The sequence below is a fragment of the Halioglobus sp. Uisw_031 genome (assembly GCF_047729875.1).
In the GTDB taxonomy this organism is placed as follows: Bacteria; Pseudomonadota; Gammaproteobacteria; order Pseudomonadales; family Halieaceae; genus Marimicrobium.
On the sequence record NZ_CP159826.1, the window covers coordinates 514,726 to 534,183 of the forward strand.

General features: G+C 52.8%; 14 protein-coding genes. 12 read left to right on the forward strand and 2 right to left on the reverse strand.

Features of this window, described 5'->3' with window-relative positions; genetic code table 11:
- Positions 1 to 213: 213 nt before the first annotated feature.
- Both ABXT62_RS02365 and purU read left to right on the forward strand, forming a co-directional pair.
- Positions 214 to 1,494: an NAD(P)/FAD-dependent oxidoreductase gene (locus tag ABXT62_RS02365; protein ID WP_415356947.1), complete on the forward strand. Its 1,281-nt coding sequence runs from the start codon at positions 214 to 216 to the stop codon at positions 1,492 to 1,494.
- Between the two features lie 44 nt (positions 1,495 to 1,538).
- A complete protein-coding gene (gene purU, locus ABXT62_RS02370; protein WP_415356948.1) occupies positions 1,539 to 2,411 on the forward strand; it encodes a formyltetrahydrofolate deformylase in 873 nt (290 codons plus the stop codon).
- 20 nt (positions 2,412 to 2,431) lie between these two features.
- On the opposite strand, the gene ABXT62_RS02375 is transcribed toward purU, so the two are convergent.
- Positions 2,432 to 3,301: a DUF3014 domain-containing protein gene (locus ABXT62_RS02375; protein ID WP_415356949.1), complete on the reverse strand. Its 870-nt coding sequence runs from the start codon at positions 3,299 to 3,301 to the stop codon at positions 2,432 to 2,434.
- A gap of 242 nt (positions 3,302 to 3,543) precedes the next feature.
- On the opposite strand from ABXT62_RS02375, the gene ABXT62_RS02380 reads away from it, so the two are divergent.
- The 5 genes from ABXT62_RS02380 (at position 3,544) to ABXT62_RS02400 (ending at position 8,628) form a co-directional block, all read left to right on the forward strand.
- The gene (locus ABXT62_RS02380; protein WP_415356950.1) at positions 3,544 to 4,239 is read left to right on the forward strand and encodes a DsbA family oxidoreductase; all 696 of its coding nucleotides are present in this window, start codon (positions 3,544 to 3,546) and stop codon (positions 4,237 to 4,239) included.
- A gap of 260 nt (positions 4,240 to 4,499) precedes the next feature.
- A complete protein-coding gene (locus tag ABXT62_RS02385; RefSeq protein WP_415356951.1) occupies positions 4,500 to 5,189 on the forward strand; it encodes an ATP-dependent zinc protease in 690 nt (229 codons plus the stop codon).
- The gene (locus ABXT62_RS02390; RefSeq protein ID WP_415356952.1) at positions 5,186 to 6,703 is read left to right on the forward strand and encodes an inactive transglutaminase family protein; all 1,518 of its coding nucleotides are present in this window, start codon (positions 5,186 to 5,188) and stop codon (positions 6,701 to 6,703) included. Before ABXT62_RS02385 ends, ABXT62_RS02390 begins: the two co-directional genes overlap by 4 nt.
- The gene (locus ABXT62_RS02395; RefSeq protein ID WP_415356953.1) at positions 6,703 to 7,689 is read left to right on the forward strand and encodes an alpha-L-glutamate ligase-like protein; all 987 of its coding nucleotides are present in this window, start codon (positions 6,703 to 6,705) and stop codon (positions 7,687 to 7,689) included. Before ABXT62_RS02390 ends, ABXT62_RS02395 begins: the two co-directional genes overlap by 1 nt.
- A 3-nt stretch (positions 7,690 to 7,692) precedes the next feature.
- On the forward strand, positions 7,693 to 8,628 hold the full coding sequence (locus ABXT62_RS02400) for a cation diffusion facilitator family transporter (RefSeq protein ID WP_415356954.1): 936 nt from the start codon (positions 7,693 to 7,695) through the stop codon (positions 8,626 to 8,628).
- Positions 8,629 to 8,650: 22 nt separating this feature from the next.
- Here ABXT62_RS02400 and ABXT62_RS02405 read toward each other — a convergent pair whose 3' ends face one another.
- Positions 8,651 to 10,726 (reverse strand): TonB-dependent receptor, encoded by a 2,076-nt coding sequence (locus ABXT62_RS02405; RefSeq protein WP_415356955.1) that lies wholly within the window; start codon positions 10,724 to 10,726, stop codon positions 8,651 to 8,653.
- A 511-nt stretch (positions 10,727 to 11,237) separates the two neighbouring features.
- On the opposite strand from ABXT62_RS02405, the gene ABXT62_RS02410 reads away from it, so the two are divergent.
- The 5 genes from ABXT62_RS02410 to ABXT62_RS02430 all read left to right on the forward strand — a co-directional run bounded on the left by ABXT62_RS02410 (position 11,238) and on the right by ABXT62_RS02430 (position 19,221).
- Positions 11,238 to 12,419 carry an acyl-CoA dehydrogenase family protein gene (locus ABXT62_RS02410; RefSeq protein WP_415356956.1) on the forward strand — a complete coding sequence of 394 codons (1,182 nt, stop codon included), beginning with the start codon at positions 11,238 to 11,240 and terminating at the stop codon, positions 12,417 to 12,419.
- A 27-nt stretch (positions 12,420 to 12,446) separates the two neighbouring features.
- On the forward strand, positions 12,447 to 13,586 hold the full coding sequence (locus ABXT62_RS02415; protein ID WP_415356957.1) for an acyl-CoA dehydrogenase family protein: 1,140 nt from the start codon (positions 12,447 to 12,449) through the stop codon (positions 13,584 to 13,586).
- A gap of 29 nt (positions 13,587 to 13,615) precedes the next feature.
- Entirely contained in the window at positions 13,616 to 15,370 is a 1,755-nt protein-coding gene (locus ABXT62_RS02420) for a class I adenylate-forming enzyme family protein (RefSeq protein WP_415356958.1), read from the forward strand.
- A gap of 2 nt (positions 15,371 to 15,372) precedes the next feature.
- Positions 15,373 to 16,587 (forward strand): acyl-CoA dehydrogenase family protein, encoded by a 1,215-nt coding sequence (locus tag ABXT62_RS02425; protein ID WP_415358253.1) that lies wholly within the window; start codon positions 15,373 to 15,375, stop codon positions 16,585 to 16,587.
- A gap of 162 nt (positions 16,588 to 16,749) precedes the next feature.
- The gene (locus ABXT62_RS02430) at positions 16,750 to 19,221 is read left to right on the forward strand and encodes a TonB-dependent receptor (protein WP_415356959.1); all 2,472 of its coding nucleotides are present in this window, start codon (positions 16,750 to 16,752) and stop codon (positions 19,219 to 19,221) included.
- Positions 19,222 to 19,458: the final 237 nt, after the last annotated feature.

The window sequence follows — 19,458 nt, forward strand, 5'->3', positions numbered from 1 at the left end:
CGATGGCATCTGGGTGGTGATTTGAATGACTTTGCGTCATAGGAGCCGATGACCTGTCTGGCTAACTGTCTATATCTGGGGTTGTAAATTTCCATGGGGAGGTTTGGGAGTTCTTGTTGACGGTATAGCTTGGCGCGGTTTGGCTTAGCTGGCATGATGTATTCATCACAATCTATGGACTAAAGTACGGGAAGGGTGCCCGCCGATATTCTAATGAATTACCCAGACTCACATTGTTCGTCGTATTATGCGGCGACATCTAACGAAACCCTTGAGTATCCTCCCTTACGCACTGATGTTCGCACGGATGTCTGTGTGATTGGCGCGGGGTTTACTGGAATCGCTACCGCTTTGACCCTCGCGGAGCGCGGTTACAGTGTTACGGTGCTGGAGCAAAATAAGGTCGGCTGGGGTGCCTCTGGTCGCAGTGGAGGGCAAATGATCGGCGGTCTGCCCGGCGAGGCCAGTCTGAAAAAACGCTGGGGTGATACCCACGCCGACACGGTATTCGAGTTGGGCTATCGCGGGCACGCTATCATTGCCCAGCGCGTGCAGCAGTATGGTATCGATTGTGATCTGAAATACGGCTATATCGATGTGGCACTCAGGCCTCGGCACTTGGAACAACAAAAGCGTTGGCACGAGGAGCTATGCGGCCGGGGTATGGAGGACCACTTGCGCCTAGTGGCGGCGGACGAGTTGCCTGATGTGCTGGGCACTGATCAATACCTAGGCGGCCTAATCAATAACCGCAATGGCCATCTGCATCCCCTCAACCTGTGCTTAGGAGAGGCGCGCGCTGCTGCGGGTCTGGGTGTCTCCCTATACGAGGGCACTGAGGTTACGGGTATTGAACACGGTTCAAGGCCCGTCGTCGCCACTCGACAAGGAAGGGTGACCGCAGATTTCGTAGTGCTGGCCGGTAATGCCTATCATCATCTCGAGCCCGATAGGTTGTCGGGCTTGGTATTTCCCTCAGGCACCTATATTTTAGCGACTGAGCCGCTGACCGAAGCGGAGGTGGCGCAAATCAATCCACTGGATCTTGCCGTCTGTGACCAGAACCAAGTGCTGGATTATTTCCGGTTGTCTGCGGATCGTCGGCTGTTATTTGGCGGGGGGTGTAACTACTCCGGCCGAGAGCCCCGCAGCATCGAAAGGGCCATGGCGCCGCGCCTGCGAAGGGTTTATCCGCAACTGGCCCACAAGCGGATTGATTATGCCTGGGGCGGAAAAGTGGGTGTTGTGGTGAACCGTACACCGTTATTGGGCCGCATCGGTGAAAACATATTTTACGCGCAGGGTTACAGTGGCCATGGCGTCAGCCTGAGCCATGCGTGTGGTGAGGTCATGGCGGATGCGGTGGCCGGTACATTTGGGCGCATGGACATATTTTCTCAGGTACCTCATCGCAGAATACCTTTCGGCCCCGCCGTTGGCGGCTATGCAGTGGCGCTGGGCATGCTCTATTTGCGTCTGCTCGATTTACTTTAAACTAAACTATGAAGCGGCGTATACGCCAGATAGACTCATGAATTATGAATGACACCAACCAAAACGGTAGTTATACCCTTGTCGTATCCTGTCCGGACGCGATTGGTATCGTGGCCGCAGTTTCTAGCTTCGTTGCCGAGCGTGAGGGTTCTCTATTGGAGTCAAACCACCACACGGATGTTGAGCAGGGTTGGTTCTACATGCGCAATGTCATTGGTGCTGCATCATTGGCGGTTAGTCTTGAGGCGTTTCGGGCTGATTTTGGACATCTCGCTAAGACGTTTGGGATGAAGTGGCGCGTCAGTGATAACAATGAACTGCAACGTGTGGTGATCCTTGTCAGCCAAGCCTCCCACTGCCTTGCCGACATTCTCAACCGCTGGGAGAGTGGTGAACTACCCTGTCAGATTCCTTGTGTTATTTCCAACCACGAGAATTTGCGCAGTATGGTGGAGTGGCACGGCATTCCTTTTCACTATGTGCCTGTGCCGCAGGTAGACAAGGCCGCGGCTTTTGTCACTGTGACGGAAATCATCACGCAATATCAGGCCGATACGGTAGTGCTGGCCCGCTATATGCAGATCGTCCCGTCCACATTATGCGAACAGTTCACGGATCGTCTGATTAACATTCATCATAGCTTTTTGCCCTCCTTTATTGGCGCTAATCCATACCAGAAAGCTTATGAGCGTGGCGTTAAACTGATTGGTGCTACCTGCCACTATGTGACGGAGGACCTCGATGAGGGACCGATTATTGAACAGGATGTGGTCAGAGTGAATCACAGCTGTGACAAGGATGATTTGGTGAGGCTGGGTCGCGACGCAGAGCAGGCCGTTCTGTCCCGGGGCTTACGCTACCACCTAGAAGACAGAGTGATTGTGCGAGGGAATAAGACCATCGTGTTTTCCTCCTGACTCTCGATAATGGCGCTAACTCACTGCGCTAGCAAGCCTTCGCGCAGAGCGCGAGCTTGCTGCTTGATCCGGCTGATATTATCGGGTCCCATGCGCAGCAGCTGTTTTTGCACGGCGGGTAAGTTTTCTAACGCGGGATCCGCGAAGACATACACGACGGACTTGGGTTGCAGCGCAATCGGTTCTATTATTTCCGGCGTTGCCAGTACCTGATCTAGCGCACGAATGATGGTATTGTCGAAGTCCCCAGGGTCTAGCCCCAGATACTGAAAGGCTTGCTCATACATCGGGCGCAAGGCGTGAAACGTGCTCACCAGCCGCCTGCTGTCGAGCGCTGTCAGGGTATCTGTATAGCTGTCATAGCGCTGGTAGCTGGAAGGGCTTATATAGATCACCTCGCCCTCCTCCACTACGCTAAAGGCCTGCTTGGGTGGGTCGCCCGGCAACAATTTTTTCAGGATAACCCCTCGTCCCAGTCCGTCGATGAATGCTGCGCTGACGTTTATTGGGTGCTCGTTGCTCATGAGTTTGCTCATGATCGAATCGGTTCCGGTGGCGGCCAGTTCCTGGCGTAGCATGCTATCACCGTCCATCAGTTCGATTTGATCAGCACTAGTCTCGGCTGCCAAGACTGTGTTATCTGCGCCTGCTAATACTGCAAGGGGTTCAGGCTGCTGAGGGATGTCTGGAGTCGTGGGCAGGTCGGGCTGTATTGCAGGGACTGCCATGGCTGGCACCGAGACAACACTGGGTCCCGATTTTTTCTCCTCTGATTGGAACCAGTAAAACACTAGCCCCCCGATGACGGCCAGTGCAAGGAATAACTCGAGGAAAGGAAACCTACTGCGTTCCGACTCCACGCTCAAATGCTCATCAGGATTTGCTTTCATCGATTGTGTTCCTCTAATGTGTGTTAACCCTATGCAGTAGCGCGGGGGAGTACTTTATTTAAGACAGGATACGCTAGGTAAAGTTCACGGGCTAGCCATTGGCCTGCGAAGAAGCGGTGAGGCCTGGCCAAGCGTGTATTTAAGCGTGAGCGCAAGAAAAAAGAAAAACCACAGATCATGGCCAAGGTCTGAATTTCTGTGCGCTGCCTAGAGTCGCATTTGAGAATATATGACTCTATGATGTGCAGGGTAAACAGAATATCGGAGAAATCATGGGGCAGCAGCTTCAAGTCCAGTCGCTACAAGTCGATATTGTTTCAGATGTGGTGTGTCCGTGGTGCATCATCGGTTATAAACAGTTGATGCTGGCGCTGTCATCGATGCCCGGAGAGTTTGACGTGGCAATTCATTGGCACCCGTTCGAGCTTAATCCGCAGATGCCCGAGGAAGGGCAGAACCTGCAGGAACACTTGGCACAGAAATACAATAGCTCTCCCGAACAAAGCCAGATGGCGCGAACGCGACTTTCAACGCTGGGCGAGTCTCTCGGTTTTACCTTTGATTACTTCGACGGCATGCGCATGGTCAATACCTTTCGCGCGCACCAGTTGTTGCACTGGGCCGGCGAGCAGGGTCGTCAGACAGAACTGAAGTTGGCGTTGTTTGAAGCGTTTTTTACGTGCAGGGAAGATGTCAGCGTCCCGGGTGTGCTGGCCACAGTGGCCGCAAGGGCGGGTTTGGATGGCGCAGAGGCAAGCCTCGTTTTGTCTGACCAACGCTATGCGGGTGAGGTTCGTGCTCAGCAGCAGCACTGGCTGGACCAGGATGTGCATGCTGTGCCGACATTTGTCTTCCAGAAGCAATATATTGTTCCGGGAGCGCAAGAGGCGGAGGCCTTTGTCCGGTTGTTGAAGAGGATTCAAACGAGGGCCGCCTAACGAGCATATCCGTCGAAGATCCTATTGAGATCACGCAGCTCAGAACACCGACATGAGAATTATTTGTCAGCATCAGTTGCGACGAACGTCGCGCTAGCCCAGTACGGTAATTTACATTCGCGGCCGCGCTAGTTAGAGTTGCACCCCGTTTACGCAAGCCGCACTGCCATAGTTGGACGTATATGATTAATTGCAAGACCCCCTTCCTTGTTGTGTCTATAGCGCTTCTGCCTCTACTGGGAGGTTGCGAGGTCATTCCTGTGAGCGCAAAGGTTGAGGATTCCCGTCTCGATCAGCTCGTCTCTAGTATGGATCAGACCTTGGCGAATCAGGCGACGGTCAATACACAGCTGCAGGAGCAGCGACGACAGTTAGAGCTCCAGCAACAACATTTAGTGTTAATGAGTCAGGATATTGACGAGGCGTTTAAGGGTCTTGTCGAAGAGAATTGCCCGAGGGCGGAGGCCTGTCCTGCGTTACTAAAGTCATCTGGTAAGATGCGCGTGGGCGCGCTGGAGACGATCTGGCTGCCTGATCTTGATTTGGCGCTCATTGCGAGAATTGATACGGGCGCGAAAACCTCTTCCATCGACGCCAGTAACATTGAGCTGTTTGAGCGCGACGGTAAGCGATGGGTACGGTTTGAGATTCTTGATCCCATATCGGACAAATTGGTATCCTTGGAGCGCAGGCTCAAGCGCACAGTGGGTATTGTCCAGTCTGGCACACAGGAGTCGAAGCGGCGGCCGGTGGTCAAAATGAGCGTTTTAATTGGAGACCTTGAACAGATTGCGGAATTTAGCCTGAACAGTGGTAGTCATAGGAGTTACCAAGCGTTGATAGGTCGCAGTATTCTGAAAGACGTTATGATCGTGGATGTGAGCAGGAAAAATATTGCGCCCTATATCCGCTCGCAGACGTCATCTGCCAGCAAAGATAAAACCCAGTGAATCAGAAGTGGACGTTCCACACGATACTCATCCTGATGGCCTTAATCGGGATGGGGACCGCAGTGATGCGCCATCTGTCGGCTGGAACGCCGTTTTTACCGGGACAGGCGAAATCCGTATGGCTGGTTGAAGCGCGGGTCGACTTTGACACTACAGGCGGCCCCGTGAGTGCCAGTCTCAGCTTGCCTGACGACCATCCACCCGGTTTTGAGCTTTTTGAGGAGCAGGCTGCCTCTCCCGGATATGGCTTTACCGTTCTAGGGGAAGGTGATAATCGGCGTGCGGAGTGGACCAAGCGCGAGGCTGAAGGAGAGCAGTCACTCTATTACAGTGCCCAGTTGGTCGAGTCAGATAGTGATGGCGCCAGTGCGGCGGAGCCGGTATTTTCGTCCAGAGAATACAACAATTATTGGGAGGATGCGCAAGAGCTGGCGGCGAAGGAAGTGCTTGGTCTTGCACGGGGAAAGTCCAGCTCTCCTTTGAGCCTGACGCGTGAACTGATCAAATTGCTCAATAGCCCTTCGTCCCAGAATGCCGCCCTGTTGCGCTCAGATACTTTGGGCCAAGCGGAGTTGTTGATACATTTTCTGAATCGTGCCGATATTCCTGCTCGGTATGTGATGGGGCTTTATCTTGAGGATGCCCGACGTCGGCAGATACTGACACCGATGGTTGAGATTTACACCGAGCAAGAGTGGCTGCTGGTCAATCCCAAAACGGGCGATGTGGGGGTGCCGCCCAACTTGCTGCTGTGGCACCGTGGTGGCGTTTCCGTGCTGGATGTGTCTGGCGGCAAGAACTCACGCGTTCATTTTTCAATGATTCGACAGACGGTTCCTGCCGCGCAGTTGGCCCAGATTACTAAGAGCGACAGTATTTTTTCACGACTCGGTGTCCAGCGTTTGCCGATTGAAGAGCAGAGCATGTTTAAGTTGCTGCTGCTATTGCCGTTGGGCGCGGCGGTGGTGGTGTTTATGCGGGTCATTATTGGTTTGAAGACATCGGGCACCTTCATGCCGGTACTGATTGCGCTGGCTTTTCTGCAGACCTCCTTGGTCGAGGGCCTGATCAGCTTTGTGCTGGTCGTTGCCGCTGGTTTAGCGCTACGCGGTTATCTGAGTCGGCTGAACCTTCTATTGGTGGCACGTATTGCCGCACTGATTGTATTGGTGATATTCATGATTTCGGCCTTTAGTATTATCGGTTACCAGCTCGGCTACAGTGCTGGCATGACGATTACTTTTTTCCCCATGATTATCATTGCCTGGACGATTGAGCGGATGTCGATTCTCTGGGAGGAAGATGGCCCCAGTGAGGTCGTGAGTCAGGGCGGCGGGAGTTTGTTGGTGGCGGTGATCGCTTATCTTTTGATGCAGATGCCACTCTTTGTCCACCTCACGTTTAATTTTCCAGAGCTTAATCTGGTATTGTTGGCCTCTATTTTGGCCATGGGGCAGTACACCGGCTACAAACTGTCAGAGCTGTGGCGCTTTAGAGCAATGGATGACCTCTGATGAGTAAGCCATGGGTCTCGATCAGGCGTTTGAAAGAATTCGGTATGCTGGGGATGAATTGCCGTAATGTGGACTTCATTAATCGCTATAATCAGCGCAAACACTTCCCTCTGGTCGACAACAAACTCAAAACTAAACTTTTAGCCCAAGAGTATTCCGTACCCACGCCGGGGCTAAAATTTGTGGTCCGTGAGCAGCATGAGATCAGCCATATTGAGCAACAGCTTGCGGATCTTGACAGCTTTGTACTCAAGCCGGCAAAAGGTTCGGGAGGGAAAGGTATATTGGTCGTGACCGGCCGTCAGGGAGACCAGTTTGTTCGTAGCTCAGGCGCGCTGATTGACATTACTGATATTCGGCGGCATATGAGCAACATTCTTGCGGGCCTTTACTCCCTAGCGGGCTCGGCGGATGTGGCAATTATTGAAGACCTTATCGCCTTTGACGATTGTTTTGTGGGGTATTCCCACGAGGGTGTGCCTGATATTCGGATCATTGTTTTTCGTGGTTACCCGGTCATGGCTATGCTGCGCCTCGCCACTGCCGCCTCCGACGGTAAGGCCAATCTGCACCAGGGGGCAGTGGGTGTCGGGCTGGCGCTTGATTCGGGTCGCTGCTTGAAGGCTGCACAGTTTGGTAGGCCGATCAAGTTGCACCCCGATACGGGGTGTTCATTAAGCGATATCCGGATATCCGGGTGGCGAGACATTCTGCTATTGGCATCGCAGTGCTATGATATGACTAGCCTGGGGTATATCGGTACTGATATTGTCCTGGACAAGTTTGCAGGTCCGCAGTTGCTGGAGCTGAACGCTAGGCCGGGCTTGGCGATTCAAATCACCAATGGCCGTGGGTTGTTACCCCGCCTGCGTCACATCGAGCATATGAGTCTGAACCGGCGCTTTCGCGCCGAGCAGCGTGTGGACTACTCTATGCATCAGTTTGCCGAGGAGGGTTCTGCGACACAGAGTGCAGATGCAGGATAAATAATGCAATCCACTGTTGAGCCAGTATTGACGTCGAGAAAAGATATGGCCCGCCTGATGCGTCTGGCGACCTATGCTTCTATTTCTGTGGCCATCGTTCTGGTTTTTGGTAAAACGATCGCTTGGGCCCTCACTGATTCGGTGAGTCTGCTGGCCACTCTCATTGACTCTATTCTGGATGGGCTGGCCTCCCTGATTAACCTGTTTGCCGTGCGACATGCGATCACTCCAGCCGATAAAGAACACCGTTTTGGTCATGGCAAGGCAGAGGCATTAGCAGGGCTGGCCCAGGCAGCATTTATTGCCGGATCCGCAGGCTTTTTGTTGCTGGAATCGGGTCGACGTCTTATTGATCCCGTGCCTTTGGAATCCTATGGGCTCGGTCTAGTGATAATGACCTTTTCTATCATCCTCACGCTGGCGCTGATGTCCTTCCAGCGGTATGTCATTCTTAAGACGGGCTCCACCGCGATCAAGGCAGACGCCCTCCATTACCGCACGGATTTTCTGGTTAACGTCTCTGTTATTATTGCGCTGGTGCTCGCCGTTGAAGGCTGGGGAGGATTTGACGCTTTGTTTGCAATAGGCATTGCGGTTTTTATCTTGTACAGCTCCTGGGGAATTGTGCGCCAGTCCCTTGACGACCTGATGGATAGGGAGCTTCCTGTCGACGAGCGCGACGCCATCACTCGTATTGCAGTCGCGCACTCGAAAGTGCACGGTTTACATGACTTGCGGACTCGGCGGTCCGGCATCGCCACCTTTGTTCAGTTGCATCTCGAAGTGGACGACGAACTGAACTTATTGGAAGCGCATAAAATATCTGACGAGGTGGAGCTAAGACTGCAGGAGGCATATCCCGCAGCTGAAATTATTATCCACCTTGACCCAATTTCTGTGGTGCCCTTTGAGCCGGTACCTGAATTTCTGAAAACATAGACGCTAATGTAGCCGATAGTATTTAAAACGTGTACATCACACGTGCAAAAATATTGGCTCCGTAGCTCGGTAGGCGAGCACCGAGCGCAATGTCCGGGTTGATCGCTCGGTTGTAACCACCCAGATGATCCTCGTAGCGCTTGTCGAGTACATTATCTACGCCTGCGGCCAGTTGTAGGTTTTTGGTGGCATACCATGTGGCATTCAGATTGATCAGACCATAGCTGGATGATTCTTGTTCATTATTTACCACGCTGACATCGTCCTGTTTGGCATACCCCACCGTTTCAATCGTCGCGGTCCATGCGGGAGCAGTGTAGGTAAGGCTAACAGTGGCGTTGGGTGCGGCGATCCGATAGAGGTTGTCGTCACTCGAATCATCACGCTCGCCACGCACATAGTTTACCAGCCCCGACAGAGACCACTGCTCGCTCAGGTACCAAGCCCAGTCCATATCAAAGCCGTACAGCTGAGCGTCTACATTGTTGAATTGCAGTGGGTCTGGATTGTTGGTGCCGTTCTGAGCATTCATCATTCGCACAAAGGCGATTGCAGCCGTGTCTTCGCTGACGGTTCCTTGAATATAATCTTTGACCTTGCTATAAAAAATGCGCGGCGACAGCGTTAGACTGCCGTTGCTGTAGTTCAGGCCTGACTCAATCTGCGAGGATACTTCCGGATTAAGAGCAATGGTTCCGGTATAGGTGTAGCCGTCTGCCAGTCCCGCCGTCGCTTGCAGTGGCAGCCACAAGTAACGTTCCTGATAACTCGGAGAGCGGTTCTTTTGAGCCACTCCGAGGTACCAGCTGGTATTGTCTGTGGCTCTAAACCAGGCTTTTGCAGCGAGGTCGAGATTGTTGTCAACTTGTCTGAGTTTGGAATTATTGAAGGTGTCGCGCAAGGTCGCTGCGGCAGGCATCATCATTGCAGGCGTGGCATTGACTTTATCTGCATCCATCTCCACGCGATTGAAGCGTAGTCCAAACTCCCCGCTCCAATGGCTGGTAAAATTCTCCGTGCGTTCGAAAAATACTCCCAGCACCTCTCGCTTGGCATTATTAAAGTTTTCGACAAAAAACATGGGGCTGTTGGGGTTATCAATATCTGAATTGTGTTTTGCGCTGAAGCCGTCGAAGCCAAACGTTGACGAGCCCGTGTTATCGAACACGGTAGTCATTAATTTAAAGCCCATATTGTCACTGGAGGCGCTGTTGCGTCTCCACTGGCTTGCCGTGGGTGCCTCGCGCAGTAAATAATTTGTCATCGTGTGGTCGAGGTTACTGCTGAACAGCGAGACCATGATATTGACCACCTCATTTCGATCGAAGTTGTAGTGCAAGCTGTACAAATCGCCCTTGATCGTTTCTATGTCCATTGGCAGTGCCGGGGTGCCGCTGTCGCCGGTGTCGTTATACCCATAGTCCAGCTGTACGGTGTGATTGCCCGTGCGAAAGCCGTAGCCTAGGTCGTAACGCTGGCGCTCGTATTCGGTTGGCCGGATTTTGCCGTCCGGAAATTCAGCATCGTCGCCATTTTCTGTCATGGCGGCCACTCTGACTCTATTGTGCTTGTTGCCGGCATAGACTGCTGACTCAAGGTGATAAGCATCGTTCACCGACTGGGCATTACCAATCAGTCGGCCTCCCAGTTCGAAGTCTTCTCCAGCACCAAATTCACCTTGTATCGATTTGACGTCGATGGCCCCGCCGATGGACTCCTGGGCCACACTGACGGGGACGATACCGCGGTAGATTTTCAGCGACTCCAATTGACCACCCACCGCATAGGACATTGGCGGATCCATCCAGTTGGGTCCTGAGGGGGCAAGATGCGTTCCATCCAGGGAGACGGCTATTCGTGAGCCGAACATGCCTCGATACTGAGGGATGCCGGTGAGCGGCCCATTGGTGTTGACGTTGGCCCCGGGTGCCTTCTTCAATAACTGTGCCAGATCTGATGAGATCAGTAGTTCATCGGCCACATCGATGGTAAGCGTATTCTGGCTGGCAGTGACCACCAATTCTTCCAGATGGTCCGCCTGCACTGGCAATGCACACAGCACTGTGGCGATGGCCATATGATAGGGTTTTGTCAGCATGGGTGCTCCATTGTCTAAAAATGCACTGGATTGTGGATTTCTTCGGGAAGAATTACGGTATCACGTGTGATTGTCCTATGAAGTGGTTCAAATAATCAAATTTTCATCTCGATAGTGTCGGTGGTGAGATCAAAAGACTATCGCTGATTCATGGGAAAAATGCCTACGCGATCACTGCAGACTGTAATTGGCCGATCAGTGTCGGTGAGGTCAGGCTCCAACTTGATTGCTTATGGCAGGATGATCAGTTTACGCTGGGCAACGCCTCCTCAACGGATCTATCACCCCCGATGTGGAGGGGTGAGGTGATCTTCGAGTTTTTGTGCCGACGACGTCATCGCGCCCCCTTTTGCGGTGAGTGATACTTGAACAGCACTAAAACATACTGTATGTTCAAACGCTGATTTCGGGTGGGTTGATGGCTCGCCTTTCGCATTTTTACTGAAGCGTTTTGCTCCGTGTGTCTGTCAGGCTCATCGATAGTAATCCGCCCCGACAATGAGGTAACCCCGTGAGCGACCTTGAACAGTTTCGCCAGGAGACGCGAGTCTGGCTGCAGGAAAATTGTCCCGAGGCCATGCGTCAGCAGGCCAAAGGCTTTGAGGATATTTTCAATGGGGGCCGCAACCCTGAATTCATCCACCCTGATCAAAAGCTTTGGTGCGACCGTATGGCTGCTCGTGGCTGGACGGTTCCCCACTGGCCTAGAGAGTACGGTGGCGGCGGGCTAAGTAAAGAAGAGGTGAGAGTCCTCGCTCAGGAGATGGCGGCCATCCGTGCCCGCCCTGCATTGAGCAGTTTTGGTATTTCCATGCTCGGCCCTGCTTTGCTGCACTTTGGTTCTGAGGAGCAAAAGCTTGAACATCTGCCTAAAATCGTGCGCGGTGAAATTCGCTGGTGTCAGGGTTACTCTGAACCAAACTCTGGCTCTGACTTGGCCAGCCTCGCGACCAAAGCCGAAGACAAGGGTGATCATTATCTGATCAACGGCCAGAAAATCTGGACGTCCTATGCAGATAAGTCTGACTGGATATTTTGTCTTGTGCGCACCGACAACTCGGGCACCAAGCACGAGGGTATCAGCTTTGTGCTGTTCGATATGGCGCAGGAGGGCGTGACGACTCGTCCCATCAAATTGATCAGCGGCAGCTCCCCGTTTTGCGAAACCTTCTTTGATAACGCGATCGCAGACAAGAAAAACCTGGTTGGAGAAGAGGGTAAAGGCTGGACCATCGCTAAGTACCTGCTGACGCATGAGCGGGAGATGATTTCCGCTTTCGGGGCCGCACCTAAAAAGTCTGTCGGGCAAGTGGCGCTGGATAATATCGGGGCCGATGCCTCTGGCCGTTTGTCCAACTCAATACTGCGCCAGAATATCGCCCAGTATCAGCTCGATACTATGGCTTTCGGCGCGACCATGGCGCGCGTCGGAGACGAATCAAAAGCTGGGAAGGGTCTCGGTGCGGCGTCCTCCATATTCAAATACTACGGTACGGAACTGAATAAGCGGCGCAATGAACTGAATCTGGCAGTATGCGGTGAATCTGGTTTGGGCTGGGAGGGCGAGGAATATCATCAGGGTGTGGTCAGTCGAGATTGGCTGCGCTCCAAGGGGAATTCTATCGAGGGTGGGACCTCTGAGGTGCAGCTGAATATTATTGCCAAGCGTGTGCTTGGACTTCCCGACGCATAGCCCCGGTCACACAGAGGATTATTGAAAATGGCATTGGTTTTGAATGAAGAGCAGGTGATGCTAAAGGAATCTGCTGCTGGTTTTTTGGCGGACAACGCTACTGTGACACATCTGCGCGCATTGCGTGACAGCAATAGCGAACGTGGGTTCAGCGACGACGTATGGAATGAAATGGCGCAGATGGGCTGGGCGGGTATCGCCATCCCGGAGGCCTTTGGTGGCTTAGGCTATGGATATACCGGTTTAGGGCTATTGCTGGAGCAGGCAGGCCGTAATCTTAGCGCCAGCCCCCTGCAATCGACCGTTCTGGTGGCCGCAACTTTAATTGGCGAATTGGGGAGCTCGCAGCAAAAAGAGGAGCTGTTGCCTGCTATTGCTGCAGGCCAGAAGCTCATTAGTTTGGCACTGCAGGAAGGGCCGCATCACGCACCACAGCAAAGCGCATTGAGTGCGACGTTGAATGAGGGCGACTATATCCTTAGTGGCACTAAATTGATGGTGTTGGATGCGGTTTCTGCGCACACTTTTATTGTCATCGCGCGCACCAGTGGGACGCCCGGTGAGGAGCAGGGATTAAGCGCTTTTCTGCTCGATGCGGGCACCGCTGGTCTGACTGTGGAGCGACGTAGCCTGGTAGATTCGCGCAGTGTAGGTGCACTGGTGTGCGACAATGTGCGGGTTCCTGCGGCTAATCTTCTGGGTGCGCCCGGAAGCGCTTGGGTTGGGCTTAACCGCGCACTGGATATCGCCAATATCGGACTGGCGTCAGAGTTGCTGGGTGTGTCGACCGAAGTGTTTGAGAGGACCATCGCCTATCTTCAAGAGCGTAAGCAATTTGGCCGTGTGATTGGCTCCTTTCAGGGTTTACAGCATCGTGCTGCAGAGCTGTTTGCAGAGCTGGAGCTGGCGCGATCGATTGTATTGAAGGCACTCCATACAGTTGATGACGGCGACCAAGAGTTGTCTTTGATTGCCAGCGCGGCCAAGGCAAAGTTGTGCGAAGTGGCCCAGCGCGCGACCAATGAGGCTATCCAGATGCATGGCGGCATCGGCATGACTGATGAGTACGAGATCGGGTTTTTCATCAAGCGAGCGCGGGTCGTTCAGCACACCTTTGGCGACTATAATTACCATCTGGATCGCTTTGCGCACTTTAGCGGCTTCTAAGCATACGGTAGAGACGGAATCCCATAATAATGAATGCAGAACTAAAGCACTTTGACGAAGCGGTTGCCAGCCTCACCGCAGTCGGCCAGGGTTTTGAAGTGAACACAGTAGAGCTTGCGGGTGTTCAATACCGCAACTTTGCCACGTTGCCTGCCAACCTTGCGCAGTACTTTACCGTCATGTTGCAGCACGCTGAAAAAGAGTTTGCAGTCTACCTGGACGAGCGCTATACCTTTGGCCAAGGCTACCAGCACAGTTGTGAATTTGGCGCCGCGTTAGTAGAGCGCTATGGTTTGGTAAAGGGTGACCGAGTGGCCATCCTGAGCCGTAACAACCCGCAGTGGATGATGGCTTTTATTGGGATCACTTCTGTGGGTTGCGTGGCCGTGCCGATGAACGGCTGGTGGACGACAGAAGAATTGGACTACGGTTTTGCGGATAGTGGTGCCAAGATTGTGGTAGCCGATCGCGCGCGGGTGCAGCGACTGGCCACTATTGTAGAAAAGCATGATCTGCACATTATCGCTATTGATGATTGCAGTAGTCTTGGTGTTGAGCACACGGTGTTTGCCGAATTACTGCGGGAGTTCTCGGGTAGAGGCATGCCCGAAAAAGAGGTTGCCCTAGAGGATCACGCTACCATTATGTACACCTCGGGTTCCACCGGCCACCCTAAAGGCGCATTGTCTTCCCATAGAGGCGTCCTGGCGGCGCTCTACAGTTGGATGTGTATGGGCGTTGCTACCAAAATGACAGGGGCTCAGGCTGTTCGAGAGCAGGGACTGCCGCCTTGTGCGCTGGTGACAATTCCATTGTTTCATTGTACGGGTAGCCACTCGGCCTTCATGCTGTCTTTGGTGGTGGGTCGTAAAATGGTGATCATGCATAAGTGGGATGCGCAGGAGGCCCTGCGGCTGATCGAGGCGGAAAAAGTGACTTGGTTCAATGGCGTACCGACTATGTCGGCGGAGTTGCAGGCGGCAGCGGCGACCACAGTGCGGGATATTACATCACTGACGGAGATTATGGCAGGCGGTGCTGCGCGTCCCCCGGAGCAGGTCAAAAAAATCAGTGGTACGTTTAAAAATTCCACACCGGGGATTGGCTACGGACTGACGGAAACGAATGCATTGGGGGCGGTGAATGCGGGTGCCTTCTATGTCGCCAGACCGGACAGCGCGGGGCGAGTCGTGCCTCCGGTGACGGAGTTTCGCATCATTTCGGAAGACGGCCATGAGCGGGCCACAGGTGAGCGGGGTGAGCTGTGCATCAAGTCTCCGGCCAATATACTGGGTTACTGGAACAAGCCGGAAGCCACGGCAGAAGCCTTTGTTGACGGTTGGTTTCATACCGGCGATATTGCCTATCTGGACGAGGACGGGTTTCTTTACATCGTTGATCGGATCAAGGAAATTATTATTCGAGGGGGTGAAAACATTAGCTGCATTGAAGTGGAGGCCGCTATTTATTCACATCCAGACATTCACGAAGTCGCGGTATTTGGGCTGCCGGATGAGCGCTTAGGCGAGGTCGTCGGGGCTGCCGTGGTATTGCGAGAGGGCGTTCAACTTGGCGCAGATGAGCTGCGCGTCTATTTATCCGAGCACTTGGCAATGTTCAAGATACCGGCCTATATTTGGTTCCCAACTGAACAGCTGCCGCGTATCGCATCCGGAAAGATTTTTAAACGACAGATCAAGGCAGACTATGCTGCCAAGCTGACACTGAATAAACAGCCGCAAAATAAGGTTAATCAACCGAATGAAGATGGAGAAGGAAAATGACGATGGATTTAGGCGTTAGTGCAAAACTGGTACCGCTGCTTGAAGAGGTGCGGTGCTTTATTGAGAAAGAAATTCTGCCGGTAGAGGTCGAGTTCTATGAAGATATTGCGGTGGGCGATCGATGGGAGTGGACGCAGCGTCAGACCGATATTCGGGAGGGTCTGAAGACCAAGGCCAAGGCGCAGGGGTTGTGGAATTTCTTTCTCACCGAAGGTGACTCCGGTTCCGGCCTGAATACGGTGGAGTACGCCTATCTTGCCGAAGAGATGGGTAAGTCACATTTGGCCGCAGAGGTCTTTAATTGCGCTGCTCCCGATACGGGGAATATGGAGGTGCTACACAAATACGGTACCGAGGAGCAGAAAAAGCAGTGGCTGGAGCCGCTGTTAAACGGTGACATCCGTTCTGCTTTTTCCATGACTGAGCCGGGAGTGGCGTCTTCTGATGCCACTAATGTCTGCACGGAGGCGGTACTCGATGGCGACGAGTGGGTAATCAACGGAGAGAAGCACTACGTGTCTGGTGCTGGCGATCCGCGCTGTAAGATAATGATTGTCATGGTAAAAACGGAGCCGGACGCCCCCAAACATCAGCAGCAGTCACAGATACTAGTTCCCACGGACACCCCTGGGTTTGAAAACCTGCGAGCCATGAACGTGTTCTCAATGGATGATGCGCCCCACGGCCACATGCATCAAAAATTCACCAACGTGCGGGTACCCAAGGAAAATATTCTTCTGGGCTCCGGTCGCGGTTTTGAGATTTCTCAGGGTCGGCTTGGGCCGGGTCGTATACACCACTGTATGCGCGCCATCGGTGCTGCAGAAAAAGCACTAGAACTGCTCTGCCAGCGCGCTGTGTCGCGTGTCGCTTTTGGTAAGCCGCTGGCACGCCTGGGCGGTAATATCGACATTATCGCAAATGCTCGAATGGACATTGAACAGGCTCGCTTGCTCACGCTGAAGACGGCGTGGATGATGGATAATGTCGATGCGAAAGAAGCGCGCATATGGATTTCGATGATCAAGACTGCGGTGCCTAATATTTCTATTCGTATTGTGGACGAGGCCATTCAGATGTTTGGTGCATTGGGTGTTAGTCAAGATACGCCGCTGGCGAATATGTATATGTCCCAGCGCACGCTGCGTTTAGCCGATGGGCCCGATGCAGTGCACCGCATGGTGGTGGGCCGTCATGAGCTCAAGCGTTACGCATAGCGCACAATGCAGCCCTGCGAGGCGGCTAAGGAGGGCCTCCCTGGTTGAGTGAATAGCGATGGCTTTTCACTTGATCAGAACCGGTGGTTGAAAAAATCGCTTTGATTCGGTGAGAGACTGATGTACGTTCTATAAAAGATAAATAATAGCGGAATAGACGAAATGAATGTTGCTACTAAGCGGTGCGCGCCGTTTCTCGCGTTGATAGCGTTTTCTCCCGTTGCCTCTCTGGTTTGGGCTGCTACCGGAGGCAACTCGCTTGAAGAAATCATTGTAACGGCCAATAAGCGGGAAGCCTCGCTGATGGATACGGCCGCATCAATCAGCGCCTTTGACAGCGCCACGCTTGATCAGTTGGGTATAACGGGCAGTCAGGATCTGGTGGTACATACGCCTTCCCTGTCGATTACAACGTTTAGGGTCAGTATCCGCGGGGTGGGTCGGCCCCAACTGGCGGTTGGTTCGGAGCCGGGGATCGGCATTTACTGGGACGGCGTTTACAATACTGAAAACGGTATATTTAACTACTCCGAGTTCATGGATATTGAGCGCATTGAGGTATTGCGGGGGCCGCAGGGCATCCTTTATGGGCGCAATTCGGTTGGCGGCGCCATAAGCTTTATCAGTAAGCGACCTAGCGAGGAGTGGGAGGGTAACGTTACAGCGCAACTCACCAACTACGACGGCAGACTCATTCAGGGGTTGGCTAGCGGCCCGATCACTGACACATTGAGTGTGTTGGCGGGTGCGTCTTATATCAGCCACGAGGGATTCCAGAAAAACACGTACAACGGCAAGGACTATGAGCAGGACAAAACGCCCTATGCTACGGTGAGCCTGCAGTATCAGCCCAATGATCGCTGGAATACCGTACTCAAGGTCATAGGCGTAGACCGCGATTACCGGCAGGGAAACGGTTACATACTGGAGCCTTTTGCACGTGAGTTAGCGCAACCCGTAGCGAATGATACTACGGGAGCGCTCATTAGCTTGCCGGGTATGTTCCCCGCGCAGAACTTCGTCAATATGCGCCAGGGCCTGGCCATAGAGAATCCCGCGCTGCAAGATGAGAATAAAGTAACACAAGACCGTAATCCAAATCTCAAGAACCGGCGCTGGGCGATTTTTCTGAATAGCGAATACAGCGCAGACACTTTCACCCTCAAGTATACCGGGGGGTATAACAAATACTGGTTTGATACGACAAGTGATGCCGACGCCAGCGTTCAGGCGGACTCGGGCGTCGACTGGAGCAAGCTCACTGCCAAAGTCGGAACTCTTGATGTTCCTGTCGCGGATCTCCCCGGCTTCCCAGCCCCAGAGAATCCGATTACCGGCGCCGATATGACCTTCAACGTCGACCAGGAGGCGAGATTCAGCTCCCACGAATTGCAGTACTCGTCGGAATGGGACAGTGATTTCTCGCTGTTGGGCGGACTTTATTATTATCACAGCGACGAATCGCAGGTCGTGGATTTTCGAGAGTGGAATGATAAGTTAATGGAGACGTACCAATTTCTCGTCGATCTTGCTAATGCGGTTGGCGTCGATGTGCCCAATGTTGTCAGTAAAGACAACTATCTTTATCGTGGTGAAGCGAGCGTAGATACCCGCTCCTATGCATCCTATGGGCAGCTATCGTGGGACCTGTCGCCCGAGACTATCTTAACCGCCGGTTTACGCTATTCTTATGACGAGAAAAAAGGCAATGATAATACCTTTGTGCAGTATGTGGGTGATCCTGATAATCCGACCGTGTACAGGGCCGAAGATGACAGTTGGGATAAGTGGACCTGGCGTTTGGGTGCAGACCATTATTTGACGCCGGATCAGTTTCTGTATGCCTTTGTCGCGACCGGCTACCGCTCTGGTGGCTTTAATTTCCAAAAGCCCAGCGCTACTACAGATGTTGATGTGGTGAAGCCGGAAGAAATTATCTCCTATGAGATAGGCTATAAAGGGTCAACATTTGAAAACCGGTTGAATGTAGGTGCCTCTGTGTATTACTACGATTACACCAACTTACAGGTGATTAAGCAGGACGTGGAAAACGGCATCGCCTTGAACACCTTTCAAAATGCCAAAGACGCAGAAGCTGCCGGTCTGGAACTGGACTTTAGAGCCCTGCCGACACCGAGCATCATGCTCAGCGGAACGTACTCTTACAATTTCACGGAGTTTAAAACCTTCTCCAGCAAAGATGCCAACGCTTGCACCTTGGGGCCCTATGCAGTGGGCGATACTCAGAATCCGCTATGCACGGACGAGCAAGATCTCCAAGGCAATGAATTTGTGTTGACGCCCAAAAACAAGGCGTCTTTGAATGCCACCTACTTCTGGCAGATGTTTGATCTCGATTGGTCAGCTACCGGCACTTATTCCTACACCGGCAAACAGTGGATGTCGATTTTCAATGATCCAGAATATGATAGAGTCGACAGCTATGACCGTTGGGATGCGCGTGTGAATATGGCTGCCCTCGATCAGCAATGGGAGGTGACTGCATTCGTCAAAAATATCGCCGATGATCGGAATATCATCAGCCGAGGCCGGCCCAGTACTGTGACCCAAAACGCGACATCTGTGCTGTCTGATCCCCGTATTTATGGGTTGAAAGTGCAATACAACTTTTAACCTTGCGCTCGGGGACGACTCTCACCGGCTCAGAGTGTCTCCGATTCCAGTTCCGGTTCCGGTTCAATAATGCCTCAGGCTCAGCCGGGTCCAACGCGGTATGGCTTGGCGTCGCGTGCACACAGCGGGTTGAGGTATAAAATACTTGAACCGGCCAAATACATACTGTATGTTCAAATCCCTTTTTAAGCTGATATGTTCAGTTCATCGTTGCTTCCGGTAGATCTTTGACCGAAA